This is a genomic window from Varibaculum sp. GTC20041 (genome assembly GCF_055387755.1).
In genome coordinates this window covers 2,125,970-2,141,591 of sequence record NZ_AP041144.1, presented here as the reverse complement: position 1 = coordinate 2,141,591, position 15,622 = coordinate 2,125,970, and the positions used below count along the sequence as shown (strand labels likewise).

Genomic DNA, 15,622 nt, shown 5'->3' with positions numbered 1-15,622 from the left:
CCCTATTTGATGGCGTTATCAAGCTGGGCTTTGCGGGTGAGCTGTTGCAAGAAGCGATCTTGCGTTTCCTCAAACAGATCCCGCCAGTAACCGCGCTGGGTAACCTGGCCATGCTTTAGTACTACTACCTGGCAATCGAGGGCAATCACATCTGTTAGGTCGTGGGTGACCTGGATAGTGGTAGCTCCCCCAATGCGTTCACGCAGTAATACTCGCAGCTGATCGGCTACTTCCACATCCAGGGAGGCCATCGGTTCATCCAATAGCACCACATCGGGTTCAATTGCCATGGCGCGAGCAATAGCTACCCGCTGCTTTTGCCCCCCGGAAAGCTGGTTGGGACGCCGCTTCTCCAAAATTTGCATTCCTACTGCCGCCAGTTGAGCGCGGGCTAGTTTTTCTGCACGATCCGTCTCAATCCCCAGACAGCGCAGCCCAAAAACCACGTTTTTCAGCACGGACATATGAGGAAATAGGGCGGGATCTTGGGCGAGAAGCACGATCCGGGGCTGATTTCGGCTCCATTTAATGGAGCCAGAATCAGGTACTAGGATGCCCGCTAGGAGAGAAATAATCGTAGACTTTCCGGCACCATTGGGGCCGAGCAGGGCAGTGGCAGAACCGGGGGCAAAATCTATATCTACATCTAGGTGCCGAACCGCGATTTTTGCATCTAAATGCACTCCGGGTCCGGCTTGTTTGTCTCGCTTTTTCTTCGACAAGCCACTGATCGCACCAACTGTTCCGGTGTTTGCGCTTTGCTGGTGTTGTCCCATTAGGCGCGCATACCAATAGTCGGAAAGCACTTGGGTGCCGCCCACCATCACAATCGCCAGGGCAATGATCACTAAGGATAAAGAAAGCGCTAGGTCAGTGTCAGTTTCTCGCTGTAAATAAACTTCCAGAGGCAAGGTGCGAGAGATAGCTTGCAGGGAACCGGCAAAAGTTATGGTCGCGCCGAATTCTCCCAGGCAACGAGAAAAGGCTAAGGCGGTTGCAGAAACGATCGCCGGTGCTGATAAGGGCAAAGTTACTTGCAGTAGGGTGCGGGTGCGAGAAGCCCCTAGTCCGCGAGCCGCAGCCTCGTATTGGAAACCGCGAGTGCGCAGCGCGCCCTCGAGGGAAGTAATCAGGAAGGGCATTGCCACGAAAGTTTGGGCGATAACTACCGCGAGAGTGGTGAAACCGATCTGAATTCCTAAAAGATCCAGTTTTGACCCTAAAATCCCCATGCGTCCCCAGGTAATCAGCAGTACCAAACCGGCGACTACCGGTGGTAATACCATGGGCAGAGTTACGATGGTGCGTACCAGGCGGGGAATGAAGCTATTTTGCGCTTGCGAAAGCCACAGTGCCAGGGGCACCCCGAACACGATACACAGCGTGGTAGAAATCAGGCAGGTTTTTAAAGATAACCACAGGGCATCTTGGCTTTGGGTAGTGGCAAGGAGTTGGGGGATTTGCCCCCAGTGCACCCGCATTACTAAGGCGCCGAAAGGTATCAGCAGGAAAAGTAGCGCTAAGGCGGCGGGACCGGCCAGCCAAGCTGGGGATCCCGCCGCTTGATTAGCTCCAAAAGACTTACGCAAGGGAAGCTTTAGTTCTTATCTTTTGACAGCGGAGCAGAGAAACCGTAGTTTTCGAGGATCTTTAGCCCCTCGTGAGATAGCACCGCCTCGATAAACTTCTTCGCGGCTTCCTGGTTCTTAGAATCCTTCACCAAAGAAATCGGGTAGGCGTTAACTACCTGCTCGATGCCTTCAACCTTGATAATCTCCACTTTGTCACCGGCAGCCAGGGCATCGGTGCGGTAAACCAGTCCCGCATCGGCCTCTCCGCTCTCCACTTTGCCGCGCACATCGGTAACTTTCTGTTCCTCAGATGCCGGCTTCAGGGTGACCCCTAGTTTTTCCTGCAGTTCTTTAGTGGCATTACCGCAGGGCACGCCCTCGGCGCACACCACCAGTTTCTTGCCTTCCAAAGAAGCATTGAGCCCGGTGATCTTGGCGGGGTTCCCCTTAGGGACGATTAGTTCCAAAGTGTTCGAAGCGAAGGGTTTGACATCGCTAACTAGCTTCGCAGCGGTAGCTTTGTTCATGTTCTTTTCGTCAGCAGAAGCAAACACGTCCGCCGCTGCACCGTTCTTTAGCTGATCTACCAGGGTAGATGAACCTTCGAAGGAAAACTTTACTTCAATATTGGGATCTGAATTCTTTAGTACTTTCTCTACCACTTCCGGGAAAGCTTTATTTAACGAGGCCGCCGCGAAGACTGTTAACTGGGTTTTTTCTGCTGGAGCTTTGCTTTCTTCGGCTTTAGTGCCGCCGGAGGACGAGCAAGCTCCCAGCGCGAGGGCGAGCCCGGCTGCTAACGCAACCAGACGAAATCTTTTCACAGTTTATCTCCTTCCGGAAGTTGTACCGAAACATTAGTGGCTTTTACCTGGGCGGTTGCTACTGAACCTATCTCTAGGTTCAGTTCCTCTACCGCTTCGGTAGAAACCAGGGATACTACCCGGTAGGGTCCGCATTGCAGGTCTACCTGGCTCATCACCTGACCTTTTTTCAGGGCAACCACTAGCCCTTGGAAATGGTTACGGATCGATTCATTGGGATCTTCCCCCAATAGGGTCCCGGCGGGACGCTCCTGCAGGAAACGAGCTACTGAGGCGCCGTCTACCCGCTTAGGGCCAGATCCGCTAACTGCTTTGATTAAATTTTCATCGAGCCAACGACGAATGGTGTCATCGCTGACCCCCAAAAGATTGGCGATAGTAGATATACGATAATTTGGCATAAAAGTAGGATATCGCAGAAACGGGAAAAATGCCATAAAAATAGATGTTATACGGGGATAATTAAAATAAAACTCCTGATAGAAAAAAGTAGAATCAGGTGCCGATAGTTAAGTAAAACGGCTGGTGTCCGGGGAAATATCTAATGATAAAACCTATAGAGGGTGCCGGGTTACTTAAAAAGCAAACCGGCACCCTCGGGAAAGTGATCTGATTTAAGCCCCCTGTGCAGGCGCCCCGCCAGCGTCCTCACCACCGGCAGCAGTAGCCCGCACCGGAGTCCAACCTGGCTGTTCAGGGCTAGCAGCCGTGGCGGAGCGGCGGGAACGATAAACAATCGGCGGACGGGTAACATAACCCACCGGAGCGGAAAGGACGTGCACCAAGCGGGTGAAGGGCCATACTGCTAGCAATAGCAAACCGGCAATAATATGCAGTTTGAAGCTGAGCGGGACATTCGCCATTAAATCTACTCGCGGCTGCAGCATAAATAGGGATCGCAGCCACACCGAAATCGTTTTGCGGTAGTTGTAACCGCCATCAGCCCCAAAGAGCTGGTTGGCGGCAGTAGCTATCGCCCCCAACGTTAGGGGAATCGCCAAGAAAACATAGGCTACCAGGTCGCGGCCGGTAGTAGCGAAGCGCACCGAATGGTTAACGAAACGTCGCCAGAGTAAACCGCAAAAACCCATTAGCGCCGCAATCCCGGCTACGGTACCCCCCACGGTGGCTAGCAGGTGATATTGATGCTGGGAGACCCCCATAGCTTCGGTCATCCAGTCGGGGATGAATAGCCCCATAAAATGCCCCAACAGTACAAACAGGATCCCAAAATGGAATAGGGGAGAAGCCAGTCGCAGAATTTTAGCTTCCCGCAACTGCGAGGACTCAGAAGTCCATCCATACTGGTCTGAGCGGTAACGCCAAATGAGACCGCCAACTAGCAGCGTAATGCAAATATAGGGAAAAACTCCCCAAAACAACACGTCCATTACTTCACCCTTCGTTCGCGGTGTCTGATTGAACCGGGGCTAACTGCGGCCACGGCAAGTTATTACTGTCATCCAAGCCCACTAATTCGGTAGGCGGGCCTTGACGGATGAGGCGCTCCATGCGCTCGGTGGTTTCACCATCGGCTTGCCCCAATACCATGCGTAGGGCAGCCACTACTTTCTGCCAGGGAGAATCTAGAGACAGTAGGGCAGCGTGCAGTACTTCGATACCCTCGCGGCTAGCCGCGATTGCGCCCAGTACTAAAGCTAAATCTTCGCCCTCGCAGCGGGCAGCTAACTCTAAAACTCGTGGCAGATAGTCAGGTAGGGATTCGCGGTGAGGAGGCTCGAAACCTACGGCGTTAAATAAATCCGAGAACACCGTCAGCGCTATCCCGCGTTGCCGGGTATCTCCAGTGGCGTAATAGGTCAGCTCCAGGGAGCAGCGACGTTTGCGGTCAAAAGTATCCACGTAGTCCTCTTGCACCCCGCGTACCCCACGCATACGTGCCCAAGAACAAAACTCTCCAAGTTCGCGACCGATCTGCGCGGGTAAGAGTTCAGCTTCCGTCTTTACCTGGGAAAGGATTTCTTCTAGGTTATCGCCGGGGTAATCCAAGAGTAGTGCGCAAGCCATAAGGGCAGCCGAGCGCTGCTCTGGCGTGAGTGCCACCGCGTTTACCGGGGGCGCCTCCTGCCGGGTAGGGATAAAGGAAACCTTCGCGCTCACCGCGGTGCCCTCCCGATTTCCACCGGGACTTTACCCGAGGACGCGCCCTGACCTACTGGACAAATATATTCGCTGGGGGTGCGGGCAGTTTCCGGATGAGTGGTGGGGATAACGTAGCGATCTTTATATTTAGCGATCGAGAGCAGGCGGTACATAGCTTTTACCTGTTCTTCGCTCATGCCTACCGCAGCCGGGATTTCCGGATTCGGCTGATCGCCCAGATTAATATCGCGCATATAGGATCGCATAGCCGCTAAGCGCCGCAAGGAGCGCTCCACTGGCCGCGGATCTCCGGCGGCGAACAGGTCAGCTAAATATTCCAGAGGAATGCGCATAGTGGCGAGCGCGGTCAGTAGAACCTTATGGTTCTCCCCATCGGCTCCCGAAGCGGTTACTGCCTCTACTACCGGCGATAGCGGGGGAATGTACCAAACCATTGGCAGAGTGCGGAACTCTGGATGGAGCGGTAACGCCAAGGAGTATTCCACGATCAACTTATAGACCGGAGAGTTTTGGGCGGCGTCGATGAAGGACTCCGGAATCCCACTTTGCCGTGCAGCCGTGATCACTTCCGGATCTGTCGGATCCAACATGACATCGCGCTGAGCCTGGTAGAGATCAGTTTCCTCCTTGACAGCCGCGGCCTGGCTGACCCGGTCAGCATCATAGAGGATCACCCCCAAGTAGCGGAGCCTGCCTACACAGGTTTCAGAGCAAACCGTGGGGTCACCGGCCTCAATCCGGGGATAGCAGAGGGTGCATTTTTCAGCTTTTCCGCTCTTATGGTTGAAATAAACCTTCTTATAGGGGCAGCCGGAAACACACATCCGCCAGCCACGACAGGCATCCTGGTCAACCAGGACAATCCCGTCCTCGCTGCGTTTATACATCGCTCCCGAGGGGCAAGCGGCCACGCAGGTAGGGTTCAAACAGTGGTTGCAAATCCGTGGCAGGTAGAACATAAACGAATTTTCGATATCCGTTTTTACCTGCTGATTCATCTTTTTGAGGACGGGATCATCCTGCATGGTTTCCAGCGAACCAGCCAAATTGTCATCCCAGTTCGGCCCCCACTCGATGTTCTTTAAGGGCTTGCCGCTCATCTGGGAGCGTGCCTGCGCCACCGGTAGCGCTTTAGAACCTGCCGGAGCCGACAATAACTTGTCATAGTCGTAAGTCCAGGGCTCGTAATAGTCGTCTATCTGCGGCATATTGGGGTTGGCGAAAATTTTAGCCAGCTGCGCTAGTTTGCCACCCGATCGCGGAACTAACTTGCCGGAGGCGGTGCGCCGCCAGCCGCCCTTCCACTTTTCCTGGTCTTCCCAGGTGCGCGGATAACCGAGTCCGGGACGAGTCTCCACATTGTTGAACCACATATATTCAGTGCCGGTACGGTTAGTCCAGGCCTGCTTACAGGTCACCGAGCAAGTGTGGCAACCAATGCACTTGTCCAGGTTCATAACCATGACCACTTGGCTCATTACTTTCATGACTGGTCTCCTTTAGAGAAAATGCAAACTGCCACTGACATTTAGAACTCCACCTCCTGGCTGCGGCGGCGAATATAGGTGACTTCGTCGCGCTGGTTGCCGGTAGGAGCGGTGTAGTTAAAGGCGTACGAGAACTGCCCATAGCCACCCAACAAATGGGTTGGTTTAATAAAGATACGGGTCAGAGAGTTATGGGTGCCGCCGCGTTTACCGGTTGACTGGTTAAGCGGAGTGTGGGTAATCCGTTCTTGCGCATGATGCATAAACACGGTTCCCTCCGGGATACGGTGGGACACAATTGCGCGGGCGCTAACCACTCCGTTACGGTTATGGGCTTCAATCCATTCGTTATCGCGCACCCCAATCTTGGCGGCATCCTGCGGAGACATCCACACGGTTTGTCCGCCGCGTCCCAAAGTGAGCATATAAAGGTTGTCGAAATACTGGGAGTGGATCGCCCACTTGTTATGAGGAGTGAGGTAGCGGACTGCGACCTCAGCACTGGGGGTGCCATCCCCGCGCACCATGCCCGGCGCGGGTTCTCCAAACAGGTGATGTAAATCCAGCGGAGGACGATAGGTGGGCAGGGATTCCCCGTAGGCACACATCCAGTCGTGATCCAGATAGTAATGCATCCGGCCGGTGAGGGTGTGCCAGGGTTTCAGGTACTCTACGTTTTGGCTAAACGCGGTGTAACGCCGGCCTCCATGTTCACTGCCGGACCATTCGGGGGAAGTAACCACTGTCTTGGGAGCCTGTTGTACATCGGTCAAAGTGATCTGGTAATCAGCGTGTCCGCGCGACATTTCAGTCATATCTCCGGCCGCGCCCACCTTTTCGGTGAGGGTCTTAAAACCTTGAGTAGCCAGGCGTCCATTAGTGGTGCCCGAGAACTTCAAAATGAACTCGGCGGCAATCTGATCGGTGTCTAGGCGCGGACGCGGGCCAATCGCAGTCTCGATTTCTCCAAACTGTTCGCGCATTTCCCGCAGCTCTTTGTCGGGAGTGAAAGGCACGCCCTTAGTGCCCATCCCCATTTTTTCGATAACCGGCCCTAGGGAGTTAAATTTCTCCCCGATCTTGGTGTAATCACGCTCAATCGGGATAATCTTTGGCATATTGACTCCCGGCACCCAGCCACATTCCTCGCGGGGAATCACTACCCCCGCGGGATTAGCCAGCTCATCCGGGCTGTCATGGTTCAAAGGAGCCGCCAGGAGATCCAGTTGCGTACCCAAGTGATTGCCCGCCATCTTGGAGACCAGCTGTGCTAAATCTTGGAACAGCTGGAAATCAGTGCGGGCTTGCCAAGGCGGCAAGATCGCCGCGTTAAAAGTATGCACATAGGGGTGCATATCAGTACTGGACAGATCATGTTTCTCGTACCAGGTGGCGGCAGGAAGCACCACGTCAGAATGCAAAGTGGTAGAAGTGTTACGGAAATCCGCAGTAACTACCAAATCCAACTTACCTTTCGCGGCCTGCTCGCGCCAACGAACGTTACGAGGACGCTGGCTTTCTGGTACTTCCTCCGCCTGGACGTCGTTATCGGCGCCGATCATGTGGCGCAAGAAAAACTCGGTACCTTTGGCAGACGACCCCAACAGGTTAGTACGCCAGTTAAAGAGGACACGCGGATAGTTGACCGGGTTATCCGGATCTTTCGCCGCGAACTCTAACTTTCCGGCAGCTAGTTGTGCGGCCACAAAGTCGGCAGGTTTTTGCCCGGATGCTTGCGCTTGCCGTCCCAGTTCCAAAGAAGACCGGTTGAATTGTGGGTATGCCGGCATCCAGCCGCGTTCAGTAGCTTCTAGTAAAGAATCCGCAATGTTTTGCGTGGGAACCTTCGCCGCGCTCGCGGGAGAAGTTAAACGGTCAGTGCTCAGGGAGTCGTAACGCCACTGATCAGTGGTTAAATACCAAAAACCGGTGGAGATCATTTGCCGCGCCGGACGCTGCCAGTCGAGGGCGAAAGAGTATTGCGTCCATCCGGTAATCGGCCGCACCTTTTCCTGACCGACATAGTGCGCCCAGCCGCCACCGTTAACCCCCTGGGTGCCACACATCGAAGTCAGCGCCAAGATAGTGCGGTAAATCTGGTCAGAGTGGAAATAGTGGTTAGTGCCGGCGCCCAAGATAATCTGGCTGCGGCCTTTAGAATCGAGGGCATTTTGCGCGAACTCGCGGGCAATCCGGATAGTGGCGTTAGCTGGTACGCCAGTGATTTCTTCCGCCCAAGCGGGAGTCCCGGGGTTGGAGGAATCCTGGTAATCCTCACCCCACATACCCGGTAGGCCAGTGCGTTTTACCCCGTACTGAGCCAGCAAAATATCGTAAACGGTGGCCACCAGATGTCCGTCAACCTTGCGGATCGGCACCCCCCGCTTAATAGTGCCGGCACCCACGGAGCCACCTTTGCTTTCCCCGGCCACCAGGTCAAAGCGAGGCAGCGTGATTTCAGCGGTTTCCCCGCCCTCTTGATACAGGCTGAGCTGGGCGTTTACCCCCTCCATCTTTAGGTTCCAATGCCCTTTACCTTCCGCAGTGAATCGGTCAGCCAAGGTGCCACCCGGATCCTTCACACTGCCGTCGGCATCCATCACCAGGAAACGGAACTCCGGTTTTGGTTTGTCTTTAGTTTCTGCCGGCAGGCTAGACACATCAGCGGCGCTTAAGAATTTGCCCGGCACTAGTCCTTCGGGGGTTTCCTCTAGTTTCACTAGGAAGGGAGAGTCGGTATAACTACGCATATAGTCCAAGAAATATGGAGACTGTTTGCCGACGTGGAATTCGTTTAGAATCACGTGTCCCATCGCCGTAGCAAGCGCCCCATCGGTACCCGGATTAACCCGCAACCATTCATCCGCAAACTTGGTGTTATCAGAATAGTCAGGGTTAATCGACACCATTTTTTGTCCGTGGTAACGCGCCTCGGTCATGAAGTGCGCATCCGGAGTACGGGTGAGTGGCAGGTTGGAACCCCAAACCAGCAGATAGGAAGAGTTAAACCAGTCTCCAGCCTCGGGAACATCCGTTTGATCTCCGAACACCTGGGGGCTGGCAACCGGCAGATCCGCATACCAGTCATAGAAAGACAGGTTTACCCCGCCGATTAACTGTAGGTAGCGAGCGCCCGCCCCGAAAGAAACCATCGACATGGCGGGGAGCACCGAGAATCCGGCGATCCGATCCGGACCGTAGTCTTTAATGGTGGCCACGTTGGCGGCGGCCACGATTTCTAGGGCTTCTTCCCAACTGGTGCGCACCATGCCGCCCTTGCCGCGCGCCGATTTATAGGCGGCGGAGGCTACCGGATCAGAAGCGACTGCCCGGAAAGCGTCTACGGGATCAGGATGGGTTTGCTTTGCTTTGCGGTAGGCGTCTAGCAGCACCGACCGTACGTAGGGGTGACGGATCCGGGTGGGGGAATATTCGTACCAGGAGAACGCGGCGCCGCGCGGGCAGCCACGCGGCTCATAGTCGGGCATATCCGGTCCGGTAGACGGATAATCAACTGCCTGCGCCTCCCAGGTGATTAACCCGTCCTTTACGAACACTCGCCAGGAGCAAGAACCGGTACAGTTCACCCCGTGCGTCGAGCGCACCACTTTGTCATGGCTGAAACGTTGCCGGTAGAACGCATCCGCTTCGCGTCCTCCGACCAGGAACATTTGGCGAGCGTCCTGGCTTACCTGCCCACGCCTAAGCTTCGCACCTAGTTTTAATAACGAAGAAACAGCCATTTTATTTTCCTTTAACTATTGTGCTTACTAAGTTTTTCTCCCGAGGACGCGCCCGCGCCCTCGAAAATAAATGCCTATCCGGGGAAGGGTGCGTTCTTGCGGGCGTACTGCCACCAACAGAGCGCGGAACCGATAACGCAAAAGACGGTGCAACCGTAGAAGAAGACGGCCGGAGAAATCATGGTCAGTGCTACCGACACTACGAAGGGACCGAAGGATGCTACTGCGGCAGTGAATCCGATGGCGCCACCTGCTTGGCGAGCTGGCATAATCATCGGCATCTGTTTGAAGGTGCCGGCATTGCCCAGGCCAGCGAAGAAGAACATCACCAGCATGGCAATCAGGAAACCGTAAAAGTCGCTCATGCCGTGGGGATTACTTAGGTAGAAGCCGGCAATGGCCAGGGTAACTGCCATTCCCACTCCAGAAATGAAAGTCCAGATCGCTCCGCCCATTTTGTCGCAGAAAGGCCCCCAGGCCATGCGGACTACTGAACCAATCAGCGGCCCTAAGAACGCGAAGGAAGCGCCCGCAACGGCCAGTTTCAGGGGGGACTCGGCGCCGTAATTGTCGTTAATGAGCAGACCGAATACTGCCGATAGCCCCGAAAATAGTCCGAAGGTCATCACATACAGCACCGTCATGTACCAAGTGTTGGCGTTAGTGAAGATGTCGAGCTGCTGGCGAATATTGGCTTTAATTGGTACGTCACGTAGCAGGGTGAATGACAAAATGGCAGCTACGATGCACCAAGGCACGAAGAAAATCGCGGCGTTAGATACCCAAATACTTGCCCCGTCCGCGGTCTGCTGGGGGCTCATCCAGGTGAGTCCGAACAGTGAGAATCCCATTAGCATCGGGCCGACCAGCTGAATGATTGACATCCCGAGGTTCCCGATTCCGGCTTGCAGCCCCAAAGCAGTCCCCGAGAGTCGCTTGGGGAAGAAGTAGCCGGTAGAGGGCATATATCCAGAGAAGGAACCACCCCCGATACCGCACATGAAAGCTAAAGTTAGTAGCCACCAGTAGGGAGTGTTCGGGTTTTGTACCGCGAAGAACCAGCCCAGCATGGGAATCATATAAAGGATTGACGACCAGCCCACCAGTTTGCGGGTACCCACGATCGGTGGCAAGAAAGTGTAAATCAAACGCAAAAACCCGCAGGACAGGCCAGGCATCGAGGTCAGCCAATAAAGCTGCGCCTTGGTAAGGTCAAATCCGATCTCATTCAGTTTAGGGGCGATTGCGGAGACCAGGAACCATACGGTGAACGCCAGGGTTAGGGAATAGGTGGAAATCGCCAGGGTGCGCCAGGCAAGACCAGAATTCCATTTATCCGGGTTGTTCGGTTCCCAGTCGGTTAGTACGTATTTAGACTTCTTCGTAGCTGCCATACCTAAAAACTTCCTTTAATACTGGGTAATCTCTGTAGCTTTTCAGATTTTTCCCGCATTTTCCGTGTTATGATGCCTCGAAATAGTATATGCAGGTTAAAGCGGTATCGTTTCCTATAATGGTGACCCGGTTTGTGGAAAAATATTCTGGTAATCGCAAGCTTGTATTTGCGTAATTGGTAGGAGGGATTCGCCTTGTCAGTAGACCCGCACGCGCATTTAAAAGAGAAAAAACTGCAAAAATTACGCGGTCGCGTCGCAGGTGCGGTGATAACTGTTTCAGATCGTTGTAAAAACGGTGAACGTCCAGATAAGTCCGGACCGCTAGCGCAAGAACTGCTGGGCAAGTACGGAATCGATGTTGAGCGAGTACGGGTAGTGAGCGATGGAATAGAGTCGGTGCAAAACGAAATTCGCGCTGCCATTGCTGAGGGCGCGCGGGTAGTAATCACTACCGGCGGTACCGGGATTACCGAACGTGACCTCACCCCAGAAGCAACTGCTCCTTTGCTGGAGGCACGTCTGGACGGGATTGCCTGGCAAATCTGTCAGCAGGGTTTAAACGCCACTCCGCTCGCTTCACTCTCGCGCGGCCTGGTGGGAATTACCGCTCGCGGCGCCAAGGGTGCGATCGTTGCCAATGCGCCCGGTTCGCGCGGAGGCGTCCGCGACACCCTTAGCGTCCTCGGCCCGTTATTGCCTCACCTATTAGAGCAGCTAGATCCCGAAGCTTTCCCCCTGGATTAAATATTCGGGCGCGCCCCCAAAGGCGCGGGGAGAAGTTTTTCCTCCCGCCCAAAAAATAGGAAAATGACTCGGTCATTTTCCTATTTTTACGCCCGCCTAGCCTGATCGGATAAAACTTCTCCCCGCGCAGCGGATGTCTTCGGTAACCGGAAAGGGAGAAATGCGCTTAGCTTGCAGGGGCGGGCTTGTACCGAGGGATAACTAACCGTAGCGGGGGAGTAGCTTGTTCCGAGTGGGTGCGGTGGGCATAAGAATTCGGAAAACGGCGCTACGTTTTCCGAATTCTTGGGCAGGAGGAGCAAGCTACTGCCTCGCGCAAAAAGCAAAGTTGTTAGAGGAGCAATCTACTCCCTCGCGCATAGGCAAAAGCAATCAACTGACGCGCTCAACCCGAAATGGCGATCTCGCGCCGCTAGCGGGAGATGCGTAGCAGTTTGGTCACCGGGGGAATATCTGCCGGAGTGTCCACGTCGCGGGCATAGTTTGGGGAAATCTCGCGGGTGGAAAAACCGATTTCACCTACTAATCCCCGCACTGAACGGTTTAAGGGATTAGATCGCGCCATCTCCATGAGCGCCCTCACAGTAAACGCCCCTAGGACATATTGGGTAACCTCTCCGACTTGCCCTAAAAGAATTTTTTCTTTGCCAGATCCGTCTTCATTCATCTCCTGGAGTTGCCGGCCAAGCTGCCGCAAAGCAAAACCGGAAAGGGGAGCATCCACCGGGCAAACCCCGATAATATCGGAGGGCGAAAACACGAACGAGTCAGCTAAACGGTGCCAGCCTGCAACTATCCCGGCTGCCGGTCCCGAACCGGGGGGCTCCTCCATAGTGAGGAAAACCTTTTCGGGAACCTCGACTTCCTCGGGAGCCACCACCACGGTGGGAACCTTCGGCAAGAAAGACAGTGTCCAGCTGATAAGGCGATCCCCGGCAATCAGCAGATCAGGTTTACTGCGCCCGCCCAGACGTTTTCCCGTCCCGCCTGCCAGCACAATCATGCCATTGAGATGCTGCGGTGAACTAGTCATGATTTACATCCCTCCCGGTAGCATCCTGCTCGCAGCTGGGGCGTACCCAAGTACCCGAGCGTCCGCCTCGTTTTTCCAGGACGTAACACTCGCGGATAGATACCATCTTGTCGACCCCTTTCACCATGTCAATCAGGTTTAAAGCGGCCACGGAGGCGGCGGTGAGTGCCTCCATTTCGATTCCGGTGCGGTCAGCAGTGCGACAGGTGGCGAGGATCTCTACCCCTTCCTCCGCCAGGTGGATATCCACCGCGCAATAATGCACCCCAATCGGGTGTGCCAAAGGCAGCAGCAGGGGGGTACGTTTGGAGGCCGCGATTCCGCCGATACGCGCCACCGACAAAGCATCCCCTTTCGGGACTTCTCCGGCTCGCAAAGCCGCCATAATCTTCGGAGAGCACTGCACAAAAGCGCGTGCCCGCGCCTCGCGCACTGTGGGTTGCTTGCCGGTAATATCCACCATATGTGCCTGCCCAGACACATTTAAGTGGGGTAAGTGCTGTGCCTCTTTGTCTTCCATAACTGCTCCTTCTTCTTTCCTGGCGCCCGGACTGCTCTCTGGTGCTATAAATGTCTCCCTAACAGGGCAACACATCTACCAGACTCCATTGCTCCACTTCGGTTACGTCCTCCGGGATGATTGCCAGCGCATTCGCTTGATGCAGGGAAGCCACAAAGTGCGAACGCGCCCCTAAACGGTGAGTCGGAGTAACCGTGGGGGTGTCTCCTACCCGCTCTGCCTCGGTCAAATGTACCGGCACGAACTGTCGTTTACCGGCAGGGGACTTCCAGGCCACCTTCGTAGTGGCGGCGCGAGTTTGCAGCGCCGCGCGCCCCTGTTTACCAGCCAAAGCAGCCAAAACCGGGCGCACGAATACGTGGAAAGACACGAACACACTGACCGGATTGCCGGGTAAAGTCGCCACATAAACCTTAGCCCCATCAGGAGCCGGAATAGTGCCAAATCCCTGCGGTTTCCCTGGCTGCATCGCCACTTTGGTAAACGCTAAACCACCCGATAAACCAACTTGTTTAACCACGTCATAGGCACCAGCGCTCACTCCGCCAGTGGTGACAATCAAATCTGCGCCCTGGGCCGCTTGACTCAGGGTTTTCGCGAACACTTCCGGTTCATCATCGGAACTGTAAACCCCCGACACGACTACCTCTTGGCGGCGCAGCAACGCTTCTAGCAGCACCGAATTCGAGTCTGGGATTTGCGCTCCCTTTAGGCTCGCGCCTGCCGGACGCAGCTCCAATCCGGTAGAGATTACGGCTACTCGCGGGCGGCGATATACCGGTAACTCTGAATAACCAATCGAAACCGCAGAAGAAAGTGCCGCGGGAGTAAGGACTGTTCCTGCCGTTAGTACCAGGTCACCCACGGCGGCGTCCTCGCCTGCTTTACGCACATTGGCTCCTGCGCGCGGGCAGCGCTCAATCGTGACCTCTTTAGGTAGGTCAAGTGGGCCAGACGGCAGGGTAGTGTCCTCCACTTTAATCACGGTATCGGCACCGGTAGGCATTCGCGCCCCAGTCATAATCCGGATAGCGTGCCCGGGAGTGAGCTGGTAATCCCCGTTATCGCCAGCGGCAATATCGGCCTCGACTGGCAGGGTTAAAGGCAAGGATTTTTGCGCCCCATCATCCCCGGGTGCGCTGGGCAATTCGGCTGGCCTGGGCGCACCGGCAGGCACCGGCTCTGCGGGTATTTCTGTTTGGGTAGCCGCCGGGATAGGCGTATTTTCGAGGACGTTAGGCAGATCGCCAGAACGTACCGCAAACCCATCCATCGCGGAATTAGTAAAAGGCGGAACCGGGAAACGGGCAAAAACATCTTCCGCCAAGGTAGCACCCAAAGCCTCCGCAACTGGCATCACCGTAGGTGGAAGCGAATTTACCTGGGCTAATACTTGATTCAGGTACTCATCTACCGGTTTCATGATTATTTATCCTTTCCGGATACCGTTGCTGGCTTTGGGGATCCGTTCCCAAAATGCACCACATTCCACTTTCCACTGGCGGCATCGACGATTAAGAGTTTTCCAATCAGTGGTTCGCCTACTCCCACGATCATTTTGATAGCTTCAGTTGCCAGAATCGATCCGGCCTGCCCGCAAACCGCTCCCAGCACGCCATTTACCCGAGAAGTGGGGGTAGTTCCCGCGGGTGGAGGCGCCGGATACAGGTCCCGCAAAGTGAGTCCCTCCGCGAATACTGAAATCTGAAAATTCATCGCTACCAAAGTTCCCCACAGGTGCGGGCGCCCCACCTCGGCGCAAGTATCCGCAAGCAAATATTTAGCGGAAAAATTATCAGTCGCATCAATCACCAAGTCATAAGCGCCGATAATACTGCGGGCATTGTCAGCAGTGATCTTCGGTTCCAATTGCACTCGCACAATCGGATTCAAAGCATGGACAGTAGCCGCAGCTGACACCGATTTTATTTGCCCCAAGCTAGAAGCGGGATGGATTACTTGGCGTTGCAGATTCGATTGCTCGACTCGATCGGGATCAGAAATACCCAAGGTGCCGGCCCCGGCGGCACTCAAATAGGCCAGGGCAGGCGAACCTAAACCACCTGCTCCTACCACTAAAACCCGCGCGGCCTGCAGAAGATCAATTCCGCGTTCGCCGATCCCGTCCACGGTGGCGGTGAGACGATCCCGCTCAAAAACCATGCGCGTCCTTTCCCGT

General features: G+C 55.0%; 13 protein-coding genes. 1 reads left to right on the top strand and 12 read right to left on the bottom strand.

What is annotated here, in order from left to right; all coding sequences use genetic code 11:
• Positions 1–2 precede the first annotated feature (2 nt).
• From ACZ5BI_RS09350 to ACZ5BI_RS09315, 8 genes are all read right to left on the bottom strand, one after another.
• Positions 3–1,589: an ABC transporter permease gene (locus ACZ5BI_RS09350; protein WP_464896270.1), complete on the bottom strand. Its 1,587-nt coding sequence runs from the start codon at positions 1,587–1,589 to the stop codon at positions 3–5.
• Positions 1,590–1,597: 8 nt separating this feature from the next.
• Positions 1,598–2,395, bottom strand: coding sequence for a molybdate ABC transporter substrate-binding protein (modA, locus tag ACZ5BI_RS09345; protein WP_464896269.1), 798 nt, complete (start codon positions 2,393–2,395; stop codon positions 1,598–1,600).
• Positions 2,392–2,796, bottom strand: a complete 405-nt coding sequence (locus tag ACZ5BI_RS09340) for a TOBE domain-containing protein (RefSeq protein ID WP_464896268.1) — start codon at positions 2,794–2,796, stop codon at positions 2,392–2,394. The genes modA and ACZ5BI_RS09340 overlap by 4 nt, the downstream gene beginning before the upstream one ends.
• A gap of 213 nt (positions 2,797–3,009) precedes the next feature.
• Positions 3,010–3,786 carry a respiratory nitrate reductase subunit gamma gene (narI, locus tag ACZ5BI_RS09335; protein ID WP_464896267.1) on the bottom strand — a complete coding sequence of 259 codons (777 nt, stop codon included), beginning with the start codon at positions 3,784–3,786 and terminating at the stop codon, positions 3,010–3,012.
• 4 nt (positions 3,787–3,790) lie between these two features.
• Positions 3,791–4,516 carry a nitrate reductase molybdenum cofactor assembly chaperone gene (narJ, locus tag ACZ5BI_RS09330; RefSeq protein ID WP_464896266.1) on the bottom strand — a complete coding sequence of 242 codons (726 nt, stop codon included), beginning with the start codon at positions 4,514–4,516 and terminating at the stop codon, positions 3,791–3,793.
• A complete protein-coding gene (narH, locus tag ACZ5BI_RS09325) occupies positions 4,513–6,006 on the bottom strand; it encodes a nitrate reductase subunit beta (protein ID WP_464896265.1) in 1,494 nt (497 codons plus the stop codon). Before narH ends, narJ begins: the two co-directional genes overlap by 4 nt.
• A gap of 41 nt (positions 6,007–6,047) precedes the next feature.
• Positions 6,048–9,749: a nitrate reductase subunit alpha gene (locus tag ACZ5BI_RS09320; RefSeq protein ID WP_464896264.1), complete on the bottom strand. Its 3,702-nt coding sequence runs from the start codon at positions 9,747–9,749 to the stop codon at positions 6,048–6,050.
• A gap of 74 nt (positions 9,750–9,823) precedes the next feature.
• A complete protein-coding gene (locus ACZ5BI_RS09315; RefSeq protein ID WP_464896263.1) occupies positions 9,824–11,143 on the bottom strand; it encodes a nitrate/nitrite transporter in 1,320 nt (439 codons plus the stop codon).
• A gap of 195 nt (positions 11,144–11,338) precedes the next feature.
• Here ACZ5BI_RS09315 and ACZ5BI_RS09310 point away from each other — a divergent pair, with 195 nt between their 5' ends.
• Entirely contained in the window at positions 11,339–11,890 is a 552-nt protein-coding gene (locus ACZ5BI_RS09310; RefSeq protein WP_464896262.1) for a MogA/MoaB family molybdenum cofactor biosynthesis protein, read from the top strand.
• A gap of 412 nt (positions 11,891–12,302) precedes the next feature.
• Here ACZ5BI_RS09310 and mobA read toward each other — a convergent pair whose 3' ends face one another.
• Genes mobA through ACZ5BI_RS09290 form a run of 4 tightly spaced genes read right to left on the bottom strand, consistent with a single transcriptional unit; the run spans position 12,303 to position 15,606 of the window.
• The gene (mobA, locus tag ACZ5BI_RS09305) at positions 12,303–12,923 is read right to left on the bottom strand and encodes a molybdenum cofactor guanylyltransferase (RefSeq protein ID WP_464896261.1); all 621 of its coding nucleotides are present in this window, start codon (positions 12,921–12,923) and stop codon (positions 12,303–12,305) included.
• Positions 12,916–13,443: a cyclic pyranopterin monophosphate synthase MoaC gene (gene moaC / locus ACZ5BI_RS09300; RefSeq protein ID WP_464896260.1), complete on the bottom strand. Its 528-nt coding sequence runs from the start codon at positions 13,441–13,443 to the stop codon at positions 12,916–12,918. The genes mobA and moaC overlap by 8 nt, the downstream gene beginning before the upstream one ends.
• A 58-nt stretch (positions 13,444–13,501) precedes the next feature.
• Positions 13,502–14,866, bottom strand: a complete 1,365-nt coding sequence (locus ACZ5BI_RS09295; protein ID WP_464896259.1) for a molybdopterin molybdotransferase MoeA — start codon at positions 14,864–14,866, stop codon at positions 13,502–13,504.
• 2 nt (positions 14,867–14,868) lie between these two features.
• On the bottom strand, positions 14,869–15,606 hold the full coding sequence (locus tag ACZ5BI_RS09290) for a HesA/MoeB/ThiF family protein (RefSeq protein ID WP_464896258.1): 738 nt from the start codon (positions 15,604–15,606) through the stop codon (positions 14,869–14,871).
• Positions 15,607–15,622 lie beyond the last annotated feature (16 nt).

Excerpts from the sequence above, each read along its gene's own strand:
- ACZ5BI_RS09340 (WP_464896268.1), bottom strand. The coding sequence starts at position 2,796 with ATGCCAAATTATCGTATATCTACTATCGCCAATCTTTTGGGGGTCAGC.
- narI (WP_464896267.1), bottom strand. The coding sequence starts at position 3,786 with ATGGACGTGTTGTTTTGGGGAGTTTTTCCCTATATTTGCATTACGCTG.
- narH (WP_464896265.1), bottom strand. The coding sequence starts at position 6,006 with ATGAAAGTAATGAGCCAAGTGGTCATGGTTATGAACCTGGACAAGTGC.
- ACZ5BI_RS09320 (WP_464896264.1), bottom strand. The coding sequence starts at position 9,749 with ATGGCTGTTTCTTCGTTATTAAAACTAGGTGCGAAGCTTAGGCGTGGG.
- ACZ5BI_RS09315 (WP_464896263.1), bottom strand. The coding sequence starts at position 11,143 with ATGGCAGCTACGAAGAAGTCTAAATACGTACTAACCGACTGGGAACCG.
- mobA (WP_464896261.1), bottom strand. The coding sequence starts at position 12,923 with ATGACTAGTTCACCGCAGCATCTCAATGGCATGATTGTGCTGGCAGGC.
- moaC (WP_464896260.1), bottom strand. The coding sequence starts at position 13,443 with ATGGAAGACAAAGAGGCACAGCACTTACCCCACTTAAATGTGTCTGGG.
- ACZ5BI_RS09295 (WP_464896259.1), bottom strand. The coding sequence starts at position 14,866 with ATGAAACCGGTAGATGAGTACCTGAATCAAGTATTAGCCCAGGTAAAT.
- ACZ5BI_RS09290 (WP_464896258.1), bottom strand. The coding sequence starts at position 15,606 with ATGGTTTTTGAGCGGGATCGTCTCACCGCCACCGTGGACGGGATCGGC.